25 protein-coding genes and 8 tRNA genes are annotated in these 24590 nt (G+C 58.2%); 24 read left to right on the top strand and 9 right to left on the bottom strand.

Annotation, left to right across the window (positions count from 1 at the left end; all coding sequences use genetic code 11):
* Nucleotides 1-48: 48 nt before the first annotated feature.
* Entirely contained in the window at nt 49-354 is a 306-nt protein-coding gene (locus tag AC2D8U_RS15675) for a prephenate dehydrogenase (protein WP_484620009.1), read from the bottom strand.
* Nucleotides 355-400: 46 nt separating this feature from the next.
* On the opposite strand from AC2D8U_RS15675, the gene AC2D8U_RS15670 reads away from it, so the two are divergent.
* Nucleotides 401-1279 (top strand): TraB/GumN family protein, encoded by an 879-nt coding sequence (locus AC2D8U_RS15670; protein WP_484620008.1) that lies wholly within the window; start codon nt 401-403, stop codon nt 1277-1279.
* A gap of 18 nt (nt 1280-1297) precedes the next feature.
* On the opposite strand, the gene AC2D8U_RS15665 is transcribed toward AC2D8U_RS15670, so the two are convergent.
* Both AC2D8U_RS15665 and epmB read right to left on the bottom strand, forming a co-directional pair.
* Entirely contained in the window at nt 1298-1858 is a 561-nt protein-coding gene (locus tag AC2D8U_RS15665) for a dienelactone hydrolase family protein (protein WP_484620007.1), read from the bottom strand.
* 57 nt (nt 1859-1915) lie between these two features.
* Nucleotides 1916-2938, bottom strand: coding sequence for an EF-P beta-lysylation protein EpmB (gene epmB, locus AC2D8U_RS15660; protein WP_484620006.1), 1023 nt, complete (start codon nt 2936-2938; stop codon nt 1916-1918).
* A 41-nt stretch (nt 2939-2979) separates the two neighbouring features.
* Here epmB and efp point away from each other — a divergent pair, with 41 nt between their 5' ends.
* The 8 genes from efp (at nt 2980) to AC2D8U_RS15620 (ending at nt 8373) form a co-directional block, all read left to right on the top strand.
* Nucleotides 2980-3549, top strand: a complete 570-nt coding sequence (gene efp, locus AC2D8U_RS15655; RefSeq protein WP_484620005.1) for an elongation factor P — start codon at nt 2980-2982, stop codon at nt 3547-3549.
* A gap of 61 nt (nt 3550-3610) precedes the next feature.
* Nucleotides 3611-3793, top strand: a complete 183-nt coding sequence (locus AC2D8U_RS15650) for a hypothetical protein (RefSeq protein WP_484620004.1) — start codon at nt 3611-3613, stop codon at nt 3791-3793.
* Nucleotides 3790-4767, top strand: a complete 978-nt coding sequence (gene epmA, locus AC2D8U_RS15645) for an elongation factor P--(R)-beta-lysine ligase (RefSeq protein WP_484620003.1) — start codon at nt 3790-3792, stop codon at nt 4765-4767. The genes AC2D8U_RS15650 and epmA overlap by 4 nt, the downstream gene beginning before the upstream one ends.
* 84 nt (nt 4768-4851) lie before the next feature.
* Entirely contained in the window at nt 4852-5124 is a 273-nt protein-coding gene (locus AC2D8U_RS15640; protein ID WP_484620002.1) for a hypothetical protein, read from the top strand.
* Nucleotides 5125-5209: 85 nt separating this feature from the next.
* Nucleotides 5210-6382: a hypothetical protein gene (locus AC2D8U_RS15635; protein ID WP_484620001.1), complete on the top strand. Its 1173-nt coding sequence runs from the start codon at nt 5210-5212 to the stop codon at nt 6380-6382.
* Nucleotides 6366-7271, top strand: a complete 906-nt coding sequence (locus tag AC2D8U_RS15630; protein WP_484620000.1) for a metal ABC transporter solute-binding protein, Zn/Mn family — start codon at nt 6366-6368, stop codon at nt 7269-7271. The genes AC2D8U_RS15635 and AC2D8U_RS15630 overlap by 17 nt, the downstream gene beginning before the upstream one ends.
* The gene (locus tag AC2D8U_RS15625) at nt 7268-8059 is read left to right on the top strand and encodes a metal ABC transporter permease (RefSeq protein WP_484619999.1); all 792 of its coding nucleotides are present in this window, start codon (nt 7268-7270) and stop codon (nt 8057-8059) included. Before AC2D8U_RS15630 ends, AC2D8U_RS15625 begins: the two co-directional genes overlap by 4 nt.
* A 107-nt stretch (nt 8060-8166) precedes the next feature.
* Complete coding sequence (locus AC2D8U_RS15620) at nt 8167-8373, top strand: DUF6494 family protein (RefSeq protein WP_484619998.1); 207 nt, start codon at nt 8167-8169, stop codon at nt 8371-8373.
* Between the two features lie 15 nt (nt 8374-8388).
* Here the strand turns inward: AC2D8U_RS15620 and AC2D8U_RS15615 are convergent, their stop codons facing one another.
* Nucleotides 8389-9291: a D-2-hydroxyacid dehydrogenase gene (locus tag AC2D8U_RS15615; protein WP_484619997.1), complete on the bottom strand. Its 903-nt coding sequence runs from the start codon at nt 9289-9291 to the stop codon at nt 8389-8391.
* A gap of 66 nt (nt 9292-9357) precedes the next feature.
* Between AC2D8U_RS15615 and AC2D8U_RS15610 the strand changes: the two genes are divergently transcribed.
* Entirely contained in the window at nt 9358-9690 is a 333-nt protein-coding gene (locus tag AC2D8U_RS15610; protein WP_484619996.1) for a DUF3392 domain-containing protein, read from the top strand.
* 9 nt (nt 9691-9699) lie between these two features.
* Here the strand turns inward: AC2D8U_RS15610 and AC2D8U_RS15605 are convergent, their stop codons facing one another.
* The 4 genes from AC2D8U_RS15605 to rsgA form a co-directional block, all read right to left on the bottom strand.
* Nucleotides 9700-10416 carry a glycerophosphodiester phosphodiesterase gene (locus tag AC2D8U_RS15605; protein ID WP_484619995.1) on the bottom strand — a complete coding sequence of 239 codons (717 nt, stop codon included), beginning with the start codon at nt 10414-10416 and terminating at the stop codon, nt 9700-9702.
* Between the two features lie 24 nt (nt 10417-10440).
* Complete coding sequence (locus AC2D8U_RS15600) at nt 10441-13626, bottom strand: mechanosensitive ion channel domain-containing protein (protein WP_484619994.1); 3186 nt, start codon at nt 13624-13626, stop codon at nt 10441-10443.
* 152 nt (nt 13627-13778) lie between these two features.
* Entirely contained in the window at nt 13779-14606 is an 828-nt protein-coding gene (gene asd, locus AC2D8U_RS15595) for an archaetidylserine decarboxylase (protein ID WP_484620045.1), read from the bottom strand.
* 53 nt (nt 14607-14659) lie between these two features.
* Nucleotides 14660-15712, bottom strand: a complete 1053-nt coding sequence (rsgA, locus tag AC2D8U_RS15590; RefSeq protein ID WP_484619993.1) for a small ribosomal subunit biogenesis GTPase RsgA — start codon at nt 15710-15712, stop codon at nt 14660-14662.
* An 86-nt stretch (nt 15713-15798) separates the two neighbouring features.
* Here rsgA and orn point away from each other — a divergent pair, with 86 nt between their 5' ends.
* The 9 genes from orn to AC2D8U_RS15545 all read left to right on the top strand — a co-directional run bounded on the left by orn (nt 15799) and on the right by AC2D8U_RS15545 (nt 17740).
* The gene (orn, locus tag AC2D8U_RS15585; RefSeq protein ID WP_484619992.1) at nt 15799-16344 is read left to right on the top strand and encodes an oligoribonuclease; all 546 of its coding nucleotides are present in this window, start codon (nt 15799-15801) and stop codon (nt 16342-16344) included.
* A gap of 196 nt (nt 16345-16540) precedes the next feature.
* Nucleotides 16541-16616: transfer RNA gene (locus AC2D8U_RS15580), tRNA-Gly, on the top strand.
* Between the two features lie 20 nt (nt 16617-16636).
* Nucleotides 16637-16731 (top strand) — tRNA-His (locus AC2D8U_RS15575).
* Between the two features lie 115 nt (nt 16732-16846).
* A tRNA-Gly gene (locus tag AC2D8U_RS15570) sits at nt 16847-16922 on the top strand.
* Between the two features lie 50 nt (nt 16923-16972).
* Nucleotides 16973-17048: transfer RNA gene (locus AC2D8U_RS15565), tRNA-Gly, on the top strand.
* Nucleotides 17049-17098: 50 nt separating this feature from the next.
* Nucleotides 17099-17174 (top strand) — tRNA-Gly (locus tag AC2D8U_RS15560).
* 34 nt (nt 17175-17208) lie between these two features.
* Nucleotides 17209-17284, top strand: a tRNA-Gly gene (locus AC2D8U_RS15555).
* Nucleotides 17285-17304: 20 nt separating this feature from the next.
* Nucleotides 17305-17399: transfer RNA gene (locus AC2D8U_RS15550), tRNA-His, on the top strand.
* Nucleotides 17400-17664: 265 nt separating this feature from the next.
* Nucleotides 17665-17740, top strand: a tRNA-Gly gene (locus tag AC2D8U_RS15545).
* Nucleotides 17741-18232: 492 nt separating this feature from the next.
* Here the strand turns inward: AC2D8U_RS15545 and AC2D8U_RS15540 are convergent.
* Nucleotides 18233-18400 (bottom strand): hypothetical protein, encoded by a 168-nt coding sequence (locus tag AC2D8U_RS15540; protein WP_484619991.1) that lies wholly within the window; start codon nt 18398-18400, stop codon nt 18233-18235.
* Between the two features lie 161 nt (nt 18401-18561).
* On the opposite strand from AC2D8U_RS15540, the gene AC2D8U_RS15535 reads away from it, so the two are divergent.
* The 5 genes from AC2D8U_RS15535 to miaA are packed head-to-tail and all read left to right on the top strand — an operon-like array spanning nt 18562 to nt 24551.
* On the top strand, nt 18562-20049 hold the full coding sequence (locus AC2D8U_RS15535; RefSeq protein WP_484619990.1) for an NAD(P)H-hydrate dehydratase: 1488 nt from the start codon (nt 18562-18564) through the stop codon (nt 20047-20049).
* A complete protein-coding gene (gene tsaE / locus AC2D8U_RS15530) occupies nt 20046-20501 on the top strand; it encodes a tRNA (adenosine(37)-N6)-threonylcarbamoyltransferase complex ATPase subunit type 1 TsaE (protein ID WP_484619989.1) in 456 nt (151 codons plus the stop codon). Before AC2D8U_RS15535 ends, tsaE begins: the two co-directional genes overlap by 4 nt.
* 18 nt (nt 20502-20519) lie before the next feature.
* On the top strand, nt 20520-21815 hold the full coding sequence (locus tag AC2D8U_RS15525; protein WP_484619988.1) for an N-acetylmuramoyl-L-alanine amidase: 1296 nt from the start codon (nt 20520-20522) through the stop codon (nt 21813-21815).
* A gap of 8 nt (nt 21816-21823) precedes the next feature.
* Nucleotides 21824-23635: a DNA mismatch repair endonuclease MutL gene (gene mutL / locus AC2D8U_RS15520; protein WP_484619987.1), complete on the top strand. Its 1812-nt coding sequence runs from the start codon at nt 21824-21826 to the stop codon at nt 23633-23635.
* Nucleotides 23628-24551, top strand: coding sequence for a tRNA (adenosine(37)-N6)-dimethylallyltransferase MiaA (gene miaA / locus AC2D8U_RS15515; protein ID WP_484619986.1), 924 nt, complete (start codon nt 23628-23630; stop codon nt 24549-24551). The genes mutL and miaA overlap by 8 nt, the downstream gene beginning before the upstream one ends.
* The last annotated feature ends 39 nt before the right edge of the window (nt 24552-24590 follow it).

The raw sequence follows: 24590 nt of genomic DNA, 5'->3' as shown, positions 1-24590 counted from the left end.
CGAGCGTCTTCGAGACTGTAACAAGAAAGCCGCCCTTGGGCGGCTTTGTTATTTTAGCTGCTGACGTAACTGGTTCAGGGTGGTCAGCAGCAGCTCCAGCTGCTTGACCATGGTCGGCAGTGCCTGGGGATCGGGTTGCTGCTCAAACTGCTGCAGGTGCTCGCCCAACTCCTTGACGTAGGGCACAAACCGGTTGGCCGTGCTGGCAAAGCCTGCATCGGCGCGGAAAATGGCGGCAAACTTACCTTTGCCATCCTGCTGTAAGCTATCCAGCAGGGCATCGGCGTCCAGCGCCTGGCGGTAGGCAGCCTGCAGGCTGGTGCGGTATTGTTCAATGATGGTGTCGTAGGACATGGTTTTCCCCCGGTGATCTGGGGCGCAAGTATAAAAGGGAGTGAGAGTGAGGACAAATTGGTTTACCGGGACCCTGGCTTACTGGGGCCGACTGGGGCTGCTGGCCATGGTGGGATTCAGCGGTTCGCTGGCCTGGGCGGCGCCAACGGACCGCCCGGTCTTCTATCAGCTTGAGGTGGGTCAGCATCGAGCCTGGCTGCTGGGCTCAATCCATGTTGGTCTGGAGGACTTTTTTCCCTTGCCGGAACCCGTGGCTGCTGCTTTGGCACAGGCGGAGAGCCTGGTACTGGAGGCCGATCCTCGGGATCCTCAGCTGCCTGCGCTGATGAGGCAGTACGCCCTGGCACCGACGCCACTCCCCGCGCCCTTGAAGGCTCGACTGGAGGCCTTTTGTCAGGCCCATCGGCTCTCCTGCGATCCCCGTCTGCGCCCCTGGATCATCAGCTCTCAGATTGTGGTGGGGCTGATGGCTCAAGAGGGCTACCGTCCTGAATTCGGGGTTGAGTCCCAACTGCTGGCACAGTGGCAGAATAAGCCTGTCATGGAGCTTGAGGGGATGGCGTTCCAGCTGGCGATGTTCAGCAACCTGAGTGAGGAAGCCTCCCACGCCATGCTGTCGTCCACCTTTGAAACCTCGGGTGTCGAGGAGATCGAAGCCCTGGTGGGGGCTTGGCGCAGTGGTGATAAGGCCCGGTTGGGTGCGTTGATGGCCGAGGGGCTGGAGGCCCACCCTGAGCTTTGGCAGCGCTTGATGGTGGAGCGAAATGTGGGCATGGGTAACCGCATCGTCGAGCTGATGGCGGCGCAGAGTGATCTGTTTATCGTGGTGGGGGCTGGCCACCTGGTGGGAGAGGGGGCCATTCCCAAGCTATTGGCCGATCAGGGCATCGGGGTGACCGACTGCTGGGCGCAGCGCTGTCAGTAGGCACTGCGCCTTGTTGACTTAATCAGCTTTCAGCCAGTCGAGCAGGCGGTCGATCTCCTGCTGGGCGGCGTCACGCTGGTAGCCGCTGGCACGGGGATTGAGGAATCCATGGGGCTGTTTTGAGAGGCTGAGCTCACAGTGGGTTGCCAGTGCCGGGGCGGCATCATTGACCCCGGGGTCGTCCTGGCACAACAGCAGCCGAGTGTCGCAGCCGGGCTTGAGATCCGCCTGCTGGGGGATGTGGTTGCCGTAGAACAGCGCGGCCTTGGTGGGCAGGTTACCGCCGGAGTGGGTGAGCAGTGGCCAGGCGGCATTGGCACCGGCACTGAAGGCCAGAAGGTGAACCGGCTTTGGGGTGCACTCTAGCAGGGCTTGCAGTTTTTGTTGATACACGGGGGCGCTGCAACGGCGGGAGAAGTAGTCGTAGGCCTGTGTGTCATCGCGAAAGTGAAAGCGTTGTCCGCTGTAGGGATCGAGCACTAGCAGGTGTTCGTAGTGGCGTTCAAATTGTTGGAGCACCGGGTCGAGGCTGGCATGCTGGCCCCAGATATCAGTAACAAACAGCAAGGTGGCGGACATCTCTCTTCCTTGTCAGGCAGCGGAATACAGGCGGTTATGCTAACGACCTGTTGCCACTTATGCCAGTCTCAGATCGATCAGCGTTTTGGACGCTTTGCCACCTGTGTCTCGGGCCAGACGGGGCACCAGGAAGCCCGGCAGCAGGGCCAGCAGCTGGGCCATGATCTCTCGGGCTTGCTGATCGCTTACCTCGAAATGGGCTGCGCCTTTGACCTTGTCGAGTTGGTGCAGGTAGTAGGGCAGGATCCCCGCATCAAACAGGCGTTCAGAGAGCTGTGCCAGGGTTTGGGCATCGTCGTTGATCCCTTTGAGCAGTACCCCTTGATTGAGCAAGGTGACATCGGCACGGCGCAGCCGGTCCATCGCCTCGATGAAGGTGTCGTCGATCTCGTTGGCATGATTGGCGTGCAGCACCATGACGATCTTCCAGGGGGCCTCGGCCAGCAGTTGGACCAGGGAGTCGGTGATGCGGCTGGGGAGCACGACGGGCAAACGGCTATGGATGCGGATCCGCTTGAGATGTTTCACGGCCTTGAGTTGCTCAAACAGCGTGCTCAGATGGTCATCCCTTGCCATCAGAGGGTCGCCACCGGATAACAGGAGTTCGTTGATATTGCTGTCGGCATTGAGGTAGTCGACGATCGCGGTGATCTGTGCCTTGTCCACCTTGTGCTCCTGATAGGGAAAGTGGCGGCGAAAGCAGTAGCGACAGTTGACCGCGCAGCCACTGCGCAGCATCAGCAGGGCTCGGGAGCGGTACTTGTGCAGCAGACCAGGAACCTCCCCCTGTTGCTCCGCCGTCGGATCCAGGCCAAACCCTTCGGCATCCATGAACTCTCCCGCCATGGGCAATACCTGCAACAACAGGGGATCGGTGGGATCGCCCGGTCGCATTTTGGCGGCAAACGCCAGGGGAACCCGCATGGGAAACAGCTGTCGGGCACTGAGCCCGTCGCCGAACCGGGCGGGATCCAGATCAAGATCCTGCAACAGAGAGACAGGATCGCTGTAGGCATTGGCAAGATCGGCCTGCCAGCCGCGCGCCTGGCGGTGCAAAGGATCAGAATTTCGGGTTATCATTGGACAGTTAATATCAACAGTTAAAGCTGGAAGAGCGAAGAATGGCTTCTTATTCTACGAACGAGTTCAAATCCGGGCTAAAGATAATGCTGGACGGCGAGCCGTGCAACATCATTGAGAACGAGATGTTCAAGCCGGGCAAGGGTCAGGCGATCAACCGTGTGAAGATCAAGAAACTGATCAGCGGTAAAACCCTGGAAAAAACCTTCAAGTCTGGCGAGACCGTGGAAGGTGCTGACGTGATGGACCACGAGCTGGCCTTCCTGTACAGCGATGGTGAGTTCTGGCACTTCATGAACAATGCCACCTTCGAGCAGATCGCGGCCGACAAGAAAGCCGTGGGTGATGCCGAAAAGTGGCTGGTGGAGCAGGACGTCTGCACCATCACCGTATGGAACGACAATCCGATCGTGGTGACTCCGCCCAACTTTGTTGAGCTGGAAGTGACCGACACGGATCCGGGCCTCAAAGGTGACACTCAGGGTACCGGTGGCAAGCCAGCCACCCTGGCGACCGGTGCCGTGGTTCGCGTTCCCCTGTTTATCACCATCGGTGAGACCGTAAAGGTTGACACCCGTACTGGCGAATACGTGGAGCGCGTGCGCAAGTAATGGCGCAGCGACTCGTCAAAGGAGTGGGCCAGGTGCCCACTCTTTTTGTATGGAGAGTTTGATGAAACACTTATGGTTTCTCCTACTGCTGGGACTGGCGGGTTGTGCGACCGCACCCTCCCAACAACCCGGATCCGGTTCCCTGATCAGCTGTCGTAGCGAGGCGGGGCGTGAATGTGTGGCGGGGCATGGTGATCCCAGCTGTATCTGTGCCGATCAGACCGGCCGGGCGGTGGGCCGATGAGTGCGGGTACTCTCTGGCGGCCCACCACCACCCGGGCACAGCTGCAGCGTCGTGCCGAGGTGATCGCGGCGATCCGTACCTTCTTCGCCCAGCGCGATGTGCTGGAAGTGGATACTCCGGCATTGAGCCAGGCGGCGGTGACCGACGTGCACCTGGTGAGTTTCGAGACCCGCTTCGTCGGCCCGGGCGCGGCGCAGGGATTGCCGCTCTACCTGATGACCTCGCCGGAGTTTCATATGAAGCGTCTGCTGTGCGCGGGATCCGGCTGTATCTATCAGATCGGCAAGAGCTTCCGCAACGAGGAGTCGGGTCGCCATCATAACCCTGAGTTCACCATGCTGGAGTGGTACCGGGTGGGGTTTGATCATCATGATCTGATGGCGGAGATGGCCCAGTTGCTCAAAGCGACGCTGAAGTGCGGCGAGCCGGAGAAGGTGACCTATGCCGAGGTGTTTGAGCGGGTGCTGGGGCTGGATCCATTAACGGCGTCCGTGTCCCAGTTGCAGGCCCTGTGTCGTGAGCACGATCTGCAGGATGTGGGCGATCAGGAGACCACCCATGCGCCACTGCAGCAGCTGCTGTTCTCCATGGTGGTGGAGCCGCAGATCGGCCAGACGGTGCCTTGCATGGTGTACGGCTTTCCCGCCAATCAGGCGGCGTTGGCGCGCATTAATGTGGAAGATCCCCGCACCGCCGATCGCTTCGAGGTCTACTTCAAAGGTATTGAGCTGGCCAACGGCTTCTATGAGCTGGCGGATGGCGCCGAGCAGCTCAAACGCTTCGAGGCGGATAACCGTCAGCGCGCCGAGATGGGGTTGCCTCAGCGACCGATCGATCATCAGCTGATCGACGCGCTCAACCACGGCTTGCCTGACTGTGCGGGCGTGGCGCTGGGCGTCGATCGCCTGGTGATGTTGGCGAGCAATTTGGAACATATTGAACAGGTTATCGCCTTTCCCGTCGGGCGTGCCTGAGCTACACTGGTGCGGTTAAGAGTCATTCTCAACAATCGGGTGGTCGTTCGATAGATGGTGTGTGAGACGGTAAGGCGGGGATCGGTGTGGCCGATCCTGATGGCAGTGTGGATGCTGGCGCTTGCGCTGGTGGCTCCGCTGCACGCCCAGACTCACCACCATGGCCATGACAATAGCGCCGTTGAACAGTGTGATTTCTTCGTCCACCAGCATCAACTGACCCAGCTGCTCAGCGTCGACTGGCACTGGACCGGCAGTGATGGCCGGGCTCTGGGCCCGGACAGGATCGAGCCGTCACAGCAACGCACTGTCGTTATTCAGGGCTACCTGGCCCGCGCCCCTCCCCTTCTTTCCTAACGCAAATTTTCGATCAAATACGGCAGGGTTTCGACCGCTGACGCATCGACCTTGCACCACTCAATTTTGTATTAGGAAAGACACCATGTCTTTGATATTCCGAGCTCACGGCACCGCGATGGCGGCTGCCGCCCTGATGGGCACCGCATTTTCGGCCCAGGCGAACCTGACCAATCCCGAGATCAGCCTGGTACTGGATGGCCACTATCAGTCCGGCGAGCGGGCCTTGGGAGAGCGCCCAGAGGGTTTCGGCCTGGGCCACACCGAGCTGGCGATCTCCGCGGCGGTGGACGACAAGTTTTACGGCAAACTCACCACGGTACTGGAAAGCCAGGATGGCGAGATAGAAGTGGGGCTCGAAGAGGCCTTCATTCAAACCCTGGCCATGCCCTGGGGCATGTCAGTGCGGGCCGGGCGTTTCCTGTCGGACATTGGCTACCTGAACAATCAGCACCTGCACAGTGATGGGTTTGCCGAGCGGCCGGCGGCCTACCGGGCGTTTCTCGGTGGCCACTACTTTGATGACGGCATTCGGCTGAACTGGGTGGCGCCGATCGACACCTACTGGGAGCTGGGGGCGGAAGTGTTCAGCGGCGAGCCGCTGCAGGCCGAAGGGCTGGGTCACGCCGAGACTGTCGGGGTGTACCACCTCTACAGCAAATGGGGCGGTGACATTGGCCTGGCGCATAGCTGGCAGGCGGGCGTCTCCTGGCTACGCAACGAAAACGGTGTGGCGGGTGAGCACGACCATGGCGAGCTCGATGAACACGATCATGCCCATGGCGCTGAGTTCACCGGGAAAGATCTGGTCAACGTTTCCGCTGTCTACAAGTGGGCCCCGGGCGGTAACTACAAGTACAGCCATCTCACCCTGAGTGCTGAATACTTCTACCTCAATGAGCCCTTTGGCCATGAGGAGCATGATCATGGCGACCATGGCGAAGAGGAAGAGGGGGCGGACTACTTCGATGGCTGGTACCTGTCCGGGGTGTATCAGTTCAGCCCGTCCTGGTCTGCGGGCGTGCGCTATGGTCGGATGAACGCCGGGCGGATTGAGGCCCATCTGGATCACAGCTACTACCACGCCGCCAAGATCACCGAAACCGAAGCGATGCTGGCCTGGCATTCGAGCCACTTCTCCACGGTACGTCTGCAGTACACCCACCAGGATGTGGAGGAACTGGCGTTTGATAAGGAACACCTGATCACCCTGCAATACGTGATGACACTGGGGGCCCATGATGCGCACCAGTTCTAAGTGGCTTGCCCTGTGCGGCGTCTTGCTGGCACCCAACGCCTGGGCGCTGAACCTGTTTGCCTGTGAGCCCGAATATGCGGCGCTGGCGCAGGAGCTGGCGCCTGATGCCCGGATCTTCAGTGCCACCACGGCACTGCAGGATCCCCATCAGATCCAGGCCCGGCCCAGTCTGATCGCCCAGATGCGCCGGGCGGATCTGGCGATCTGTGCCGGTGCCGAGTTGGAGGTGGGCTGGTTGCCCATGCTGCAGATGAAGGCGAATAATCCCAAGGTGCGGGATGCCCAGCCCGGCATGTTCTATGCGGCCGAGCAGGTGGAGACGCTGGACAGGCTGGAGCGCGTCAGCCGGGATCTGGGGGATCTGCATGCGCAGGGTAACCCGCATGTGCATTTCTCGCCCAATCGGGTGTTGCAGGTGGCGCAGGCATTAACCGGGCGCCTGGCGCAGCTGGATCCGGCCAATGCTCAGGCCTATCGGAGCAACCTGGCGGATTTTGAGGTGCGCTGGCTGGCGGCTACGGCCACCTGGGAAGTACAGGCCGCAGCGCTGCGTGGCCAGGCGGTGATTGCCTACCACTCCAGTTTTCGTTACCTGTTTGACTGGTTAGGCATGGATCAGGCGGGGGATCTGGAGCCCAAGCCCGGATTGCCACCGAGCACGGCCCATCTGGCCGGGCTGCTGGCACTGACTCAGCAACAAGCCATTATGGCGGTGGTGCATGCCGGCTATCAGGATCGCCGCGGGGCGCAGTGGCTGGCACAGCGCGCCGAGCTGCCGGTGGTGCGCTTACCGTTTTCGACCGGTCAGGAGGGCGTCGACACCCTGTTTGAGCTGTACGATGCGGTGCTGGCAGCGCTGCTTGAGGCCCATAACGGAGCGTCCTCATGATGGACTGGACCCTATTGAGTATCCTGGCCCCGGCGATGGCGGCGGGTCTGCTGGTGCTGGCCAGCCATGTGGTGCTGGGGCGGCAGGTGCTGGCCCGAGGGATCATCTTTATCGATCTGGCCATCGCCCAGATCGCCGCGCTTGGGGCGGTACTGGTGCATACCCAGCATTGGTTGCACTCTCCTGCTGCGGGGCTGGACGGTCATCACCATCTGCCGGGGCTGGATTGGCTGTTGCCTGCGCTGTTTGCCCTGGCGGGGGCGGGATTGATCGCGTGGTTGGAACGCCATTTCAAGAGTGAGCTGGAAGCCTTAATCGGCTGCCTCTACGTGTTGTCGGCGGTGGCGGCGATGTTGGTGTTGGCCAATGATCCCCATGGCGGCGAGTTGCTCAAGCAGTTATTGGCGGGGCAGATCTTGTGGATTGATTGGTCGGCGCTGCGCCTGCCCGCGCTCATCACTGCCGGTGTGTTGTTGTTGCTGTGGTGGCGACCGGCCCTGCTCACTGGGCCCATGTTTTACCTGGTGTTCGCCTTGGTGATCACCTTCTCGGTGCAGTTGGTGGGGGTCTATCTGGTGTTTTCCAGTTTGATCCTGCCGGCATTGGCGGTGAACCGGCTGCAGGGGCGCCAGGCCTTGCTTTGGGGAATGGCCACCGGGATCGTCGGCTATGGCGTCGGGCTCTGGTTATCCGCTGGATGGGATCTGCCTTCCGGCGCCACTGTGGTGATCACTTTGGCCTTGGTGGCAGTGGGGGTTCGTTTGTGGACCGCCAGGTGGCCTGGTTGATGGGGATCGCCTCAGCTCAAAAGGGACGCATCAGCGTCCCTTTTTTGTCGCGGCTGGAACCAGGGGCTATAAACATCAAGTCAGCCATTATTTTACCGGAGTGCGTTATGGAGCAGGAGCAACTTGATAGGGCCATTCGGCGCTTTCTCAAGCAGGTTGGGATCCAATCTCATCAGGAGTTGGAGCAACTGCTTAAGGACGCCGAGGCGGCCGGTACGCTGAAGGAGCCGATCCCCGTGGTGATGACCCTGTCGGTACCGTCCCTCGATTTCGAGCACAGGATCGCCGGTACATTGGCGTCGGATGACGACTAGGGGGCCTCTCCCTGCTCAGTAACCCCGCTCCAAGTCAACCAGGTGGTGAAGGGTCTCGCTGCGGGTGAGGCGGGCCAGGTTGTCGGCAAATTGGCCGACAATCTGCTCGGGAAAGCTGGTGGCGGCCACATGGGGCGTTACCGTGATCTTCGGGTGGTGCCACAGTGGCGAGTCGGCGGCCAGGGGCTCGTGCTCAAACACATCCAGTACGGCGTGCGCCAATTGTCCCGCATCCAATGCCCTGAGCAGTGCCTGTTCATCCAGGACGCTGCCCCGGCCCACGTTGATCAGGGTGGCATGGCGGGGCATGGCGGCCAGGGCTGGGGTATCCAGCAGGTGCCGGCTGTCCGGGGTGGCGGGCAGCACCGAGATCAGCACATCCGCCCGCTCCAGGGCACGCTCCAGATCGGCGACCGGGCTGATCCGATCGAAGCCTTCGATTTCGGTGCCGCTTCGGTTGATCCCTTCTACCCGCATGCCGAAGCCCTGAGCCGCCCGGGCGATATGGCGACCGATATCACCGGTTCCCAAAATGACCATGCATTGCCCCTGTAGGGAGCCGTAACTGTGCGGCTGCCAGCGTCCTTCGGATTGCTGTTGGGCGTAGTGGGGTAGGTGGCGTAACCGACTGAGCAGATGGGCAAAGACATACTGGGCCATCAAGGGGCCGAAGATCCCCCGGACGTTGGTCAGCAGGTAGTCCTTGGGCAGTTCGGGGGCCATCAGGGTGTCGATCCCGGCGAAGGTGCTGGCCAGCCAGCGTGGCTTATGCCCCCGTCTCAGCCACTCTGCGCCCTGCGCGGGAGTGGCTAGCCAGATTGGTGCCTCTTTCGGTGGGGCAAACTCCGTGAGCCCATGCCCTTCGAGCAAGGCCTGATACCGAGGGTTGTCTTCTGTGAGCAGGGCAATGGCGGGCATGATTGGATTTTTCCTGATGATGAGTCGTTGTTAAGGTACGTCCATGTCCTTATTTCGGAAACAAAAATGAATTGGTTCTTCGATCTGACGCACCATATTGGTCGTTCTCTCTATCCCTACCTGGGAGATATCTCGGTAGCCCTGTTGGCCTGTACTCTGGTGGTGCTCAGCCCGGATCTACAAGGCTTTATTCGTCGACGCATCATCAACTGGCCGTTTGTTTTTCGAACCCTGGTGTTTATTCTGCTGGTGGCGTTTGGCTATGGCCTGGTGATCACTAAGGTGGCCCCCTACCTGGCGATCCAACTGCGTCAGTTACCGCCCCAGTGGCTGTTATTGGTGGTGACCCTGAGTTTTATCATGATCGGTATGTGGGCCGAGCGTCATCGTCAGATGTAGTGTGCCAATTCAGGGCCAGGTATTGCTGTGTCCTTCGAGGGCCAGCCACTGACGGCTGCGGGCCGGGTAGTTGGTGAAAACGCCGTCGACACCGAGTCGTTGCATCTGTTGCAGATCGGTCCGCTGATCCACGGTGTAGACATAGATCTTCAGTTCCCTCCTTTTGGCGTCGGCGATAAAGGCCGGATCGGCGAAGTCGATGTCCATATGGACGGCATAGGCGTTGAGCGCGCTGGCAAAGCGGGCGTAGTCGATGGGACAGCAGGCAGTCAGCGCCCCGAGTTTAAGCTCGGGGCGCTGTTTATTGACCTCGACCAGCATAGGGTGATGGAACGAGGAGATCAGCCACTGCTCCGGGTGAAAGCCGAGTTCCGCTTCGGCTCGGTCGAGCAGGGGCAGCAGAGGGGCCGCCGTCCCCATCCCCTTAAGTTCAATGTTCAACGCACAGCGTCCCCGGATCAAGGACAGAACCTGCCACAGGGTGGGAACGCCCTCTCCCTGACCCGCGTCCAGTTTGGCCAGTTGTGCCAGGCTGCTTTGCGTCACCAGCCCACGCCCCGAGGTGGTTTTGTCCAGGAAGCGATCGTGGATCACCACGAGCTCACCCTCTACGCAGTGGACATCCAGTTCGATGGCATCGGCCCCCTGTTCGATGGCCAGCGCCATGGCGGCCAGGGTGTTTTCCGGGGCGTCACCGGAGGCGCCCCGGTGGGCGATGATCAACATAGGTTTCTCCTATCGCTCAGCTTGTCAGGGCCTGATCAGGCCGCTCTCTCTGAGCTCCTGTGGGGCCAGGTGAAGGTCCATCTGTGGGTAGGCCAGCACGATCCCCTTCTCGCGGAACTTGGCGGTGATCCGCATATGCAGGTCGTGTCGCAGCGGCCAGCGTTTGCCCATTTCATCGGCATAGGCCCGCACCTCGAAATCCTGCGTGTGGCTGCCAAAACCACCGAAATAGATCTCAGGCTCAGGTTGGGTCAGGGCATGGGAGCACTCTTGTACGGCCTGATGCAGGACGGCTTCGACCAGGGCGGGATCGGAGTCCCGGGCAACCGACACCTTGAGGATCACCCGGGTAATGGCATCCGACAGCGACCAGTTGACCAACTGCTCGGTGATGAAAGCCTTGTTGGGGACGATGATCTCCTTACGGTCCCAATCGACGATGGTGGTGGCGCGGATCTGGATCTTGGAGACGGTACCGGTCAGATCCCGGATGGTGACCGTATCGCCGATACGGATAGGCTTCTCAAACAGGATGATGAGGCCCGAAATGAAGTTGGCGAAGATCTCCTGTAAGCCAAAACCCAGGCCGACGGTCAATGCGGCAATCAGCCACTGCATCTTGTTCCAGGCCAGTCCCAATGCGGAGAAAGTAGCAAAGAGACCTATGGTGTAGACCACATACTTGGACACGGTCGAAATGGCGAACCCGGTGCCTGGCGTCAACTCCAGGCGCTGCAGCAGCACCAGCTCCAGCAGGCCGGGCAGGTTTCGTGCGATCATCCAGGTGAACAGGGCGATCATGATGGCGGCGGCCAGCGACATCAGGGTGATGGGCACGGCCTGCTCGATGCCATCGACAAACTGGGTGCTGGAGTAGAGGGTGATCCCCTCCATAAAGCTAAACATGGCCGGGTGGGTCTGGCTCCACAGACCCAGCAGGGTCAGGGCGAATGCCAGCATCATCAAGGAGCGTACCAGTCCCAGGGATTGGGTGGAGATGGTGTCCAGATCCAGCTGGGGATCTTCCAGGTTGTCCAGTTGCCCTTCGGCGCTGGTGCTACCGCCCTCCAGTTTATCCCTTTCCCTCTGGGCCAGCACTTCGGCCCGGCGGGCCTTCGCCAGCTCAAATTGCAAGCGACGACGTTCGATCAGCATCCAGCGTTTGACCATCAGATAGGCCAGCAGGAAGCTGATCCCTACGGTCACCGTGATCTGGGTCTGGCCCAGCAGTTGCTGGGCACTGTAGTAGTAGCCGCGCCAGGCCAGGCTGAGGGCGACGAACGGCAGCACGATCAGGGTTAGCCAGATCAGGCGTTCAATAAACCGCTGGTTGATGTCGGTTCGGCTGTGGTGTTGATGGTACTCATGGGCAAAACGGGAGAGTCGCCGGAAGCTGTAGGCCAGCAGCAGACACAGTAGGATAAAGGCGATTCGACCCAGACTGTCGCTCAGCAGCGGGAGATCCAGTTCGATGGTAAAGGCAACTACCGCCAGCAGTGGGGCGGCGATCAGATGGATTTTGGCCAGGAACTGACGCAAATGCGCCACCAGTGGGGGGTTACGGCGGAAGTGAGCAACCATCAGGCCATCCTCATGGCTTAACTGGTGGATCAGCCAATACAGTTGCAGCACCAGAGTGGCGGCCAGCAGACCATACCCCAGCGCTTGGGCAAACAGCGGACCTTCCCCCAGGTAGAGGATCCCGCCGGCAGCCCAAAGCGGAAGGGGCAGCAGCAGGGCGTACAACGTCGCATAGATCAAGGTCTGCAGTGAGGCAGCAAAGCGATCCTGAGTTACGTTACCGACGAACCGAGCATGATACTTTCGGGCTCGGGCATAGGGCTTGCGAAGAAGGTCCTTCAGCACCAGTACCAGCACAAACAGAACCAGCCAGAAGGACCAGGCACGCTGGTTTTTCTCATACGCTTGGGAGAGCTCCAACGCCCTTTGCGGGGCCGTCATCCAGCTGAGACTCAGGCCGATGTTTGACAGGCTGGTGGTCGACAGCGGCGGTGCATTGGGCAGCCAGAACAGGTATTCGGTGATCAGGCGTTCGAAGCGTTCCCGCTGTTTGTCCAGCTGATCCTGTTGCAACTTGAGCCGACTGAGTTCGACTACATGCTGCTCGTGGGCCTGGATCAAATGATCCAGCAGTTCAATTTGTCGCTTCCAGAGTGTCTGCAGGGGATGATCCGCCTCGGCGTTCTGGCTTTCCCTTTGCACTTGTTCGAGTTGGTGTTCACGTTCATAGCGGTTGAGTCGTGACTGGCTCAGTTGCTCTGTGGTGTCGATACGGTCCGTTGAACGCTGCAGTTGCTTCAGGCGGCGGATCAGCGAGCCACCGAAGCTAGCGCTGGCGTCGCCCCACTCCAGGTGCTCCTGGGTTTCTCGATACTCGCTGGCCTGAGATTGGTAACGTTGCTCTGCCCTGATCAGGGCCTGGCTCAGTGTCTCAAGCTGGCCATTGAGTTGCGCCAGGCTGCGGGCCAGAGCCGCATTTTCCTCGCTCAGGCGGCTCAGCCGTGGATCACTGTCGTTGCCACTTTCTTGGGGCAGATTTTCATCGATGGCGCTGCGGGTTTGTAGTCGGCGCTGATCGGAGGCGGCTCGGTTGAGTCGGGTGAGGCGCAGCTCCATGGCCGACTGCTGGCTCTGCACTACTCGCTGGCGCAACTGGATCAGTTGCTGCTCCAGGGGCAGGGTGCGCTGCTCCAGTTGGAGCATGGTGACCAAGGCTGCGTAATATTGCTGACGTGCAATGACCGTGGCGGCGCGGTTGCTGTCATTGCGGGCAAGGGTGAGCTGTTGGTTGGCTTGTTGCTCGATATCCGGTAATTGGGCCAGGCGCTGGCGCAGATCGCTTTGCAACTGGTCGAGGGAACTGGCACTGGATTTCAGCTCCTGGAGCTGCAGGTGGGTCCAGGATTGCTGCTGGCTCAAAGGTTGTTCCGGATCGACCTCGGCGCTCATGGGCTGGGTCAACTGACGTTTGAGCTGTTCTTTTCGCAGTTCAAATTGATCCAGCAGTTCCTGATGCTGAGCCGACTGGGCTTCCAGTGAAGCCTGCTGCGTCTGCCACTGTTCGACACTAATGGTTTGATTTTCGGAGTTACCAAAGGGCATAAGCCGACGTTCGAAGGAGAACGTAGAGCTAGCCTGACTCATGGGAGCGAGCAGGAGAGTGAAGATACAGAGTAGAATGCGCCACATGGTGATTAACTTAGACTAAGGGCGAAGGGGACGGCGCCAGTTTATCGAAGAAAATCTCGTCTGACCATGGAGATGTCAGAAGAAAATAAAGGGGTTGAAACAAGTCGGGCCAGCCGTTTGGCTAGCCCGACCCCAATGGAGGTTCAGTATGCTTATTGGCACCTTGCCATGGCGCGACCCAACCGGGTCTGGCTGTCTATGCAGAAGTCGGCATCAAAGGACTCCAGCATCTCTTTGCCGAAGCAAGCCACCACTGTGCTACCGAGCTTGAATCGGCCCATCTCCTGGCCCTTCTCCAGGATTACGGCGTTATCGCCGTCGGCCGGGTAATCCCAGGCCATGATCTGGCCACCAGCCGGTGGGGTGACCGTGCCAGCCCAGACCGTTTCGATACTGGCGACGATGGTGGCACCCACTAATACCATGGCCATGGGGCCATGCTCGGTATCAAAAAGGGTGACGACGCGCTCATTGCGGGCGAACAGGCCTGGCACGTTCTCCGCAGTGAGAGGGTTAACCGAGAACAGATCGCCGGGGATATAGATCATCCGGCGCAGGGTGCCCTTGCATGGCATGTGGATACGGTGGTAATCCTGAGGCGACAGATAGATGGTAGTGAAATGCCCATCCTTGAACGGTGCCGCATCTTCCTTGTGGCCGCCTAGCAGTTCCAGCAAGCCGAAATCATGGTTCTTGGCCTGGATCAGGCGCTCATCAACGATCGGACCCAGCTGGCTGACACGGCCATCGACAGGCTGTACCAGGGTCTTATCCCCTTCGGCCATGGGGCGCAGACCAGGCTTGAGCTCGCGGGTAAAGAAGTCGTTGAAGGTTTTGAACGCCTTGGGATCCTCATGCAGGGCTTCTTGCATGTTGATGTCGTACTGACGGATAAACCACTTAATAAAGGTGGTTGTCAGGAACCCGGATTGGGATGCAGCAAACTTGCCCACCAAACGGGATACGGCGTGCTTGGGCATCACGTACTGCAGTTGAATTTTCAGTTTGTCCAAGGACACGTTTCTTTCCTTTGTTACTTATCGTTGAGCGGATCGGCAAAATGGCGGGTTGGCCGCTCCGACACCATAGTTTCAAGAATTCGGTGATAGTTATCAAAGCGCTGAGCGCTGATCTCGCCGGCTTCCACGGCGGCACGTAGGGCGCAACCTGGATCGTCACCATGTTTACAATCCCGGAACTTACAGCCCCCGATATACTCTCGAAACTCCTTAAAGCCCCAAGAGACACGTTCAGGTTCCAGATGCCAAAGGGCAAATTCACGAACTCCGGGCGAGTCGATCAGATCGCCGCCATCCGGGAAACGCAGCAATTTGGCCGTTGTGGTTGTGTGTTGGCCCAGACCGGAGTTTTCCGATACTGCACCGGTTTCCAAGGCGACCCCTGGCATCAAGGCATTAATTATGGATGACTTACCGACGCCAGATTGGCCGACAAAGATGCTGATGTTGCCTGGCAGGCATTGCTTGAGTGCATCGATGCCATCCCCGCTCTCGCTGGAGACCAAGTAGATGGGATATCCGATCTCCCGGTAGGGGGCGAGGATCTCTTCGACCAGGGCATGGCCTTCTTCATCCAGAAGGTCAACTTTGTTGAGCACTAGGATCGGTGGAATACCGGTATCTTCGGCCGCAACCAGATAGCGGTCGATGATCTGGGAGGAGAGTTCGGGTACCACGGCTGAGACGATCAGGATTTGATCGATGTTGGCCGCCACGACCTTGAGGCCATCATAGTAGTCCGGTCGTTTCAATTCGCTCTTGCGGGGGTGAACCGCTTCCACGACCCCAGCGATCCCGGCCATCGCTTCGTTGCCTTGGCGCCATTCGACGTTATCGCCCACGACAATGCTGCCGACAGTGCGGCGCAGGTTGCAGCGAAATACGTCGCCTTCGAGCGTTTCCACATCGGCGTGTTGGCCAAACCGGCTGATGATACGACCGGGGATCTGGGGACCGAGCAGGTTGTTATCCCACTGAGGTTCATTCCGCTTATCTAAGCGTTTGTCGCGGTTGGCTCGGACTCGGCGCAACTGCCCCTTGGTCAACTTCTTCTTGCCCTTGCTCACTGTGCTCCCGGCAATACCGTGTCTAAAGTAAAATAAACCCGTATGATACCCCATTCTGATGAAAAAGCCCGTGACCAGAGGATTTGATGACACAAGATCCCAGTAATTTGATCTGGATTGACTTGGAAATGACCGGTCTGGATCCTGAAGAGAACACCATCATCGAGATCGCTACGATCGTGACCGATTGCCAACTCAATATTTTGGCAGAGGGGCCGGTGATCGCCGTGCACCAGGGTGAGGATGAACTGGCCAAGATGGACGAATGGAACGTCAATACCCATGGTGCCAGTGGCTTAATCGAACGGGTAAGGAGCAGTACTGTCGGCCTGGCTCAGGCCCAAGCCCAGACACTGGCGTTTCTTAAACAGTGGGTGCCTTTAGGTGCGTCACCCATCTGCGGCAATAGCGTTGCGCAGGATCGCCGATTCTTGGTGAAATACATGCCGGAGTTAGAGTCCTACTTTCATTACCGCTACCTGGATGTGAGTACGGTGAAAGAGCTTACGCGTCGCTGGAAACCTGAATTGCTGGATCAATTCAGCAAATCAGGCAGCCATAAGGCCCTGGATGACATCCGCGAGTCTATCGCTGAGCTGAGGTTCTATCGCGAGACGGTTTTCAAAATTTGACCAGTCAGCACAAAATTCTCTTTGTGGGGGTTGCGGAGCAAAAGGATTTGCTTATAATGCGCCCTCGCTGTTGACGGGAAACTGTCGATAGTAAAGCGAGACCCTTGCGGTCGATGCTGCACTAGCTCAGTGCGGTTGATGAGAGTAGCGCAACCCGTTACCTGATGAACCCCACAGGTTGATGCAGGAAAAATAAGCGGCACTAGCTCAGTTGGTAGAGCGCAACCTTGCCAAGGTTGAGGTCACGAGTTCGAACCTCGTGTGCCGCTCCAAATTTAAATTATTCGCTACGGCGGGTAAGAGAGCACGCTCAGTTGGTAGAGCGCAACCTTGTGAAGGTTGAGGTCACACTCTCGATGAAGATCGGGAACCTCGTGTGCCGCTCCAAATTTTAAAAGTCCTCGTAAGAGGCAACAGTGATGCGGCACTAGCTCAGTGCGGTTGATGAGAGTAGCGCAACCCGTTACCTGATGAACCCCACAGGTTGATGCGGCAACAATAAGCGGCACTAGCTCAGTTGGTAGAGCGCAACCTTGCCAAGGTTGAGGTCACGAGTTCGAACCTCGTGTGCCGCTCCAAATTCAAGTCTTCGAAAGAAGCGGTTCGGATAAAGTTCGGGCGACAAAAAGCGGCACTAGCTCAGTTGGTAGAGCGCAACCTTGCCAAGGTTGAGGTCACGAGTTCGAACCTCGTGTGCCGCTCCAAATTCAAGTCTTCGAAAGAAGCGGTTCGGATAAAGTTCGGGCGACAAAAAGCGGCACTAGCTCAGTTGGTAGAGCGCGACCTTGCCAAGGTCGAGGTCACGAGTTCGAACCTCGTGTGCCGCTCCAAATTTTAAAAGTCCTCGTAAGAGGCAACAGTGATGCGGCACTAGCTCAGTTGGTAGAGCGCAACCTTGCCAAGGTTGAGGTCACGAGTTCGAACCTCGTGTGCCGCTCCAAATTTAGATTGTTCGCTACGGCGGGTAAGAGAGCACGCTCAGTTGGTAGAGCGCAACCTTGTGAAGGTTGAGGTCACACTCTCGATGAAGATCGGGAACCTCGTGTGCCGCTCCAATTCAAAGTCTTCGCAAGAAGCGGTTCGGACAGTGTTCGGGCGACAATATGCGGCACTAGCTCAGTGCGGTTGATGAGAGTAGCGCAACCCGTTACCTGATGAACCCCACAGGTTGATGCGGCAACAATAAGCGGCACTAGCTCAGTTNAAGAAGCGGTTCGGACAGTGTTCGGGCGACAATATGCGGCACTAGCTCAGTGCGGTTGATGAGAGTAGCGCAACCCGTTACCTGATGAACCCCACAGGTTGATGCGGCAACAATAAGCGGCACTAGCTCAGTTGGTAGAGCGCAACCTTGCCAAGGTTGAGGTCACGAGTTCGAACCTCGTGTGCCGCTCCAAACAAAGAAAACACCACCCTTCGGGGTGGTGTTTTCGTATCTGGGCTCTGTGGATGGGCCCTGTTTGCTAGCAGAGAGAGTGGTGATGTCTTGCCAAGGTGAGGTCACCCGCTCTTTTGAAATAGAGAAGCTCGTGTGCCGCTCCGCTCTTACCAAGAGCAGGAAAACACCATCCTTCGGGGTGGTGTTTTCGTATCTGGGCTCTGTGGATGGGCCCTGTTTGCTAGCAGAGACCGAGTGGTGATGTCTTGCCAAGGTGAGGTCACCCGCTCTTTTGAAATAGAGAAGCTCGTGTGCCGCTCCGCTCTTTCCAAGAGCAGGAAAACACCATCCTTCGGGGTGGTGTTATCGTATGTGTCGTAGGGCTGCAAGGGCCGGAGGCTCTGCCAAATCTGGGGGCTGACATGTAGCGCAAAATAAACCAGGGGGCAATTTCGTTCCCAGGGCGAGTGCATGAGAGGTTGGTTTGGAGCCTGAAAGGGAGGATGGAAGTTAAGACTTTCCTCGACCGTTGGGCGGTGTGCGAACAACTGCGATCAGGTTTAGGGCGACGGCGAGGATGCAGAACAAGACAAAGAGGTTGATGAGCCAAGGAGAGGTTTGAGGGTGGCTGATCAGCATCGCCGTCGTAAAAAGTAGGCACAGTGTCATCAACATCATCAGGTGACTCCTTGTTCTAATGCTGTAGTACAGTTCAACTAACCGTTCAGCTTTTTGCTTATCCGCCGTATTTGATGACTTCAGTCTATTCTTCGTGGTCTGAAGTTATTGATAGTAAAGTGTAGTTAGCTTTCTTAACTTTGCATTGCGAGGGGCTGCATATGCGCAGTGATCTGGTCGCACTACCTGAACAACTCTTTCTGGCGTCTCGGATCCGACACGCTGAGCCCAGTCTTGCCCGCGCCCTGGCCATCCCGCTTTATGAGGTGATGGAGCAGGCCGGTGCCCAGGCCTGGGCCCTGGTCAGGCAGTTGTGGCCCGAGCTGCGCTCTCTATGCGTGTTGTGTGGGGGGGGCAACAATGCCGGAGATGGGTACGTTTTGGCCCGTTTGGCCCAAAAAGCTGGAGTCAAGGTGTACCTGGCACAACTCCACCCTGATCGAGCTTTAAACGGCGATGCGCGGTGTGCTCAACAAGCTTGGCTGGCAGCCGGTGGGCAGATCCATGATATTGAAGGTATTTGGCCTTGTGCTCAGTTGTATGTGGATGGCTTGGTGGGCACGGGTTTGACCGGTTCGTTACGTGGGCCGCTGGTCGAAGTGATTGAACGTCTTAATGGCTTACAGGCTCAGATCCTGGCTTTGGATATTCCGTCTGGCCTCAATGGTGAGAGCGGTGCAGTCGAGGGGCTGGCAGTTCATGCCACGCACACGCTGACGTTTGTTGGCGTGAAGCCGGGCCTGTTAACGGGAAAGGGGCTGGCCCATATTGGCCAGTTGCATTTGGCGCCGCTCCAATTAGGTCCCCTTCTGGCCCAGGAAGCACCGGATCTGTTCTTGCTTAAGCCGGAATCGGCGAAAGCGCTGTTGCCGATAAGGGCATTGGATAGCCACAAGGGTCAACACGGTCGACTGACGGTTATTGGAGGCGCTGAAGGCATGGCCGGAGCGACACGTCTGGCGGCGGAGGCCGCGTTGCGGATCGGTACGGGTCTGGTAGCGGTTTTGTGTGCCCCCGCCAGCGCCTTGCCGATCCAACTCGGTCGACCCGAATTGATGGTACGTCAGGCCGAGCCGAAGGCCGTTTTTGAGCGCTTGACCTGGTCAGATGCAGTGGTGTTAGGGCCAGGCCTGGGGCGTGAAGCCTGGGGGGAAACACTTTGGAAACGTATTGAGCAGTACGATCGCCCCCTGTTGCTGGATGCCGACGCCTTGTATTTCTTAGCGTTGTCTCCTCGGCGACGAGATAACTGGATCCTGACGCCCCACCCAGGTGAGGCGGCCCATCTGCTGCAGTGTAGCGTCGCCGAGGTAGAGCAGGACCGCTTGACTGCGGTTCGCAAACTCCAGCAGTGTTATGGCGGCGTTGTGGTTCTCAAGGGGGCTGGTACGTTGATCTGCGATGGACAGCGACTCTGTTTGGCTACCGTCGGTAATCCTGGATTGGCCACCGGAGGCAGCGGTGATCTTTTATCTGGTATAATCGGCGGTTTACTCGCTCAGGGGCTGTCAGTGATGGCAGCGGCTTGTGCCGGGGTGATGATTCATGGCGAGGCGGCGGATCTGGCAGTTGCGCCGGGTCCACGGGGCCTTCTGCCATCGGATCTGCTGCCCCATATTCGACAATGGGTGAACTTTGAGGTGTTATGACTCCCCTAACCATGACTTTAGCCGATGAATCGGCCACGCTGGCACTGGGTCAACGACTGGCGAAAGTGATCAAGCCACCACTAGTGGTGCACCTGCACGGTGATCTTGGCGCCGGTAAAACCACCTTGACTCGGGGATTGATCCAGTCCCTGGGGCACCTTGGTGCGGTTAAGAGCCCCACCTATGCGCTGGTTGAACCGTACGAACTGGCTGAGATGCAGATCTATCACTTCGATCTATACCGCCTGTCAGATCCGGAAGAGCTTGAATTTATGGGGATCCGTGATTACTTTGCGGACAACACCCTGGCTTTGGTTGAGTGGCCAAGTAAGGGAGAGGGGATCCTGCCGCCGGCAGATCTGATCATTAAAATGGCATACCAGGACTCCGGGCGTCAGGCTCAACTGACGGCGGGCAGCGATTCGGGTCGCCAATTGTTAGAGCGTTTTTAGCCTTAAGCCATGAACAGCATGCGTTTGTCTCGGATCTTTTTTTCGTGTTTCCTCCTTTGGCTGCTGGTGATGCCGCTGAGGGCGGCCGAACTCAGTGAGATCCGTATCAGTCATAGCGAAGAGCGGACTCGGGTGGTGCTGGATCTCTCCGAACAGGCCAATTATGCGGTTTCCCGTCTGACCGGGCCGGACCGGGTAGTGCTGGATCTGGATAATACCAATTTGAAGGCCTCGCTGGATGAGCTGGGGCAAAAGTCTCCGCTGCTTAGGCGGATCCGAACCAGCTCACCGACGGCGCCACAGCATCTGCGCCTGGTGCTGGATATGGCTCACTCGGCCAGCCATAAAGCCTTCCGACTGGGGCCGACTGACACGGCCAGCCATCGAATCGTCTTGGATCTGGTTCCCAGTAGTCGTAGCCCGGTACAGGGCAATAGTGCTCAGCCTGGGCGTCAGGTCGTTGTCGCGATCGATGCGGGTCATGGTGGCAAAGATCCGGGATCGATCGGCCCTAGCGGCACCTACGAAAAGAATGTGGTGTTGCCCATTGCACGAAAATTACAGGCCAGATTGAATGCAAGGGAAGGGTTCAATGCGGTATTGGTGCGCAGTGGGGATTACTTTGTGGGGTTGGACGATCGCAGCGCCAAGGCTCGTAAGGCGAAATCTGATCTGATGGTCTCGATCCACGCCGATGCCTTCTCGTCGCCACAACCCAGGGGGGCTTCTGTCTGGGTATTGTCCCTGCGTCGGGCCAACTCAGAAATGGGTCGCTGGCTGGAGCGAGATGATCGTTTGTCTGAGCTGCGAGGGATCGGTGAAGTGATCTCCCAGACCAGTCAGGATGATCCCCACCTGCAGCGTACTTTCCTGGATCTGGCACGAGAGAACTCCATGATGGAGAGTCAGCAGCTCGCCGGTCTAATGCTTAGAAAGTTGGGCGGCGTGACCCGGCTTCATAAGAGCCGTCCACAGTCCGCTTCGCTGGCCGTACTTAAGTCACCAGATTTCCCCTCCTTGCTGGTCGAAACAGGGTTTATCTCCAATCCGGAAGAGGAGCGCCTACTGCGCACTAAGGCCCACCAGCAAAAACTCGCGGATGCGTTATACGATTCGATCGTCGCGCACTTTACCGCGAACCCGCCTCGTGATTCGATGCTGGCCCAGCGACAGGTCCACAAGGTTCGATCCGGAGAGTCTCTGTCCCGGATCGCGAGTCGTTACCGGATCTCTGTCGCGGACCTTAAACAGGCAAATCAGCTTCGTTCGGATAATATCCGGATCGGTCAGGAGCTGGTGATCCCCAGATTGTAGGAGGGGTTATGCCCATTCAGATTTTACCTCCCCAGCTGGCCAACCAGATCGCCGCCGGGGAAGTGGTGGAGCGACCGGCATCGGTGCTCAAAGAGCTGGTGGAAAACTGCATTGATGCAGGAGCCAGTAAAATCGAGATCGATATTGAACGCGGTGGCAGTAAAGCCATCGTGATCCGTGATAACGGGAAAGGGATCCCCAAAGGGGAGCTGGAGCTGGCGTTGGCTCGCCACGCGACGTCCAAAGTCGCCAGCCTGGAAGATCTTGAGTCCATCTTAAGCTTCGGTTTTCGAGGTGAGGCACTGGCATCTATCAGCTCAGTGGCCCGTCTGACCCTCAGTTCTCGTTCGGCGGATGCCGATGAAGCCTGGCAGGCTTACGCCGAAGGGCGTGAGATGGACGTGCGCATTCAGCCTACCGCCCATCCCCAGGGGACCACGGTGGAGGTGGTGGACCTGTTTTTTAACACCCCTGCCCGCCGTCGTTTCTTACGTGCAGACAAAACCGAATTTACCCATATTGAAGAACAGCTTAGGCGTATTGCACTGGCTCAGGATGAGGTGCACTTTAGCCTACGCCACAATGGCAAACTGGTGCGGCAATATCGACCCGCCCGCAATGAGCGGCAAAAACATCAGCGGCTGGCATCTATCTGTGGGGGGGCCTTTGCACAGCGCGCCTTCACCCTGTGTTGCAGTAATGACGAGCTGGCCATGACAGGTTTTCTTGCGCTGGATGATGATAAGGCGCGAGTCTCAGATGTTCAGTACTTCTACGTCAATGGCCGGGTGGTCAGGGATAAGTTGGTGAATCACGCGGTGCGCCAGGCACTGGAGGAGGCGGGTCTCTCTTTCGCTGCTGGCTATGTCCTCTACCTCACCCTGGATCCCCATGAGGTGGACGTCAATGTTCATCCGGCCAAGCATGAAGTCCGGTTTCACCAGGCACGCTATGTCCACGATTTTATTCTGACTGCGCTAAAGCAGGCACTGGCTCAGCGGCCTTGCGCATCGACCCTTGTGCCTCACGGGGCGGAGGTTGTCCCGGTATTGCAACCGGAGGAGTCCGCCCCCATATCCAGTGAGGCCAAGGATCTGCCTAGCCCGCAGACTCGTGCCGAGGGGCCGAAAGGGGTTGGCGAGCGCCACCCCAGGGCCTATGGCACGAGCGTCAGCCGGGGTTCAGCATCCGGCGGGCATTATAGTCCTCCGTCGTTGCGAGCGGCCTCTTCTGGAGCCCAAGCGGTCAGTGCCTATGGCGAACTGCTTAGCAGCGGTGAGGTCCAAGCCCAAGCTGGCGCCAACGATTGGCAGTGGTTGACGGAGCTGGACCCGGAAACGGGCTTGGTGAGTAAGCCTGGCGAGTTACGCCTGTTGCCTCTGAGCGCCCTGCACCAAGCAATGGAGCGGCAGCGATTGTTGGCACGGCTTCCTCAGGGCCTTGTTGGGCAGCCTTTATTGCTGCCCGTGAGCATCCCTAAAGATCCCAAATGGATCGAGGTGCTAGAGCGACAGCAGGAACTTCTTCGCCGATTGGGTATCGAAGTGATTTCTCAGGGACAACGCCTGGTGGTACGTACCGTTCCGGCGGTATTGCGTCAGGCTGATCTGGTCACAACGATGACCGAACTGCTCCATTGGCTGGAGCAAGACACTCCTGCGCCGGAAGCGCTGGTACGGTGGTTGGCTCAATGGAGCCAGCCGGAACTGCAGGGAAAAGCCTTGTGGCAACAGCTAAGCATTGGCGAACGGGACGAATTTGTCTCACGGGTAGGCCTGGTCCTGCCTTGGAAAACGTTGTTGGAGCACTTAAATGATTGATCAGCGCCCATTGGCTATCTGCCTGATGGGACCCACTGCTTCCGGTAAAACGGATCTGGCGATTGCCCTGCGTGATCACCTCCCGGTGGAGCTGATCAGTGTCGATTCGGCACTGATTTACCAAGGAATGGATATTGGCACGGCCAAGCCTAGTGCCGACGAGTTGGCCCGGGCGCCACATAGGTTGATAGACATTCGGGATCCTGCCCAGAGTTACTCGGCGGCGGATTTTGCGGCGGATGCCCTGAAAGAGATGGAAGCGATCCATGAGCAAGGGAAAATACCCTTGCTGGTTGGGGGAACCATGCTGTATTTCAAGGCTCTGCTCGAAGGGTTATCGCCATTACCGGGTGCCGATCCCGTTGTTCGGGCGGCGATCGAGCAGGAGGCGAAGGAGAAAGGTTGGCAAGCATTGCATGACCAGTTGGCAGCGGTTGATCCCGAGTCGGCAAATCGTATTCATCCGAATGATCCCCAACGATTGTCGAGGGCACTGGAAGTCTATAAGATATCGGGCCAGACCTTGACCACTCTGACTCGGCAAAAAAGGCCTCCCTTACCTTTCCGTGCTGTTCAATTCGCCATTGCACCGCAACAGCGTCAGACCCTCCATCAACGCATCGAACAACGTTTTATGGCGATGTTGGAACAAGGGTTTGAGCAAGAAGTTCGTCAACTTTACCAAAGAGACGATCTGGACCCTAGCCTGCCATCGATGCGTTGTGTCGGCTATCGTCAGATGTGGTCATATTTAGATAACGAGATCGACTACGACGAGATGGTGGCGCAAGGTGTGGCTGCGACTCGTCAATTGGCTAAGCGACAACTTACCTGGCTGAGAGGCTGGGAAGGGGTTGAGTGGCTCGATTCTCTAGATGATGATAATGTAGACAAAGTGTTGAGAAAATTAGCCTAGTAAATCACTCTGGGCTATAAGTTATTTGCGCTTGGGTAT

This window comes from Ferrimonas sp. YIN67, from assembly GCF_057219095.1.
Note: the sequence above shows the minus strand (reverse complement) of the source record. Positions and strands in the feature narration are given on the sequence as shown.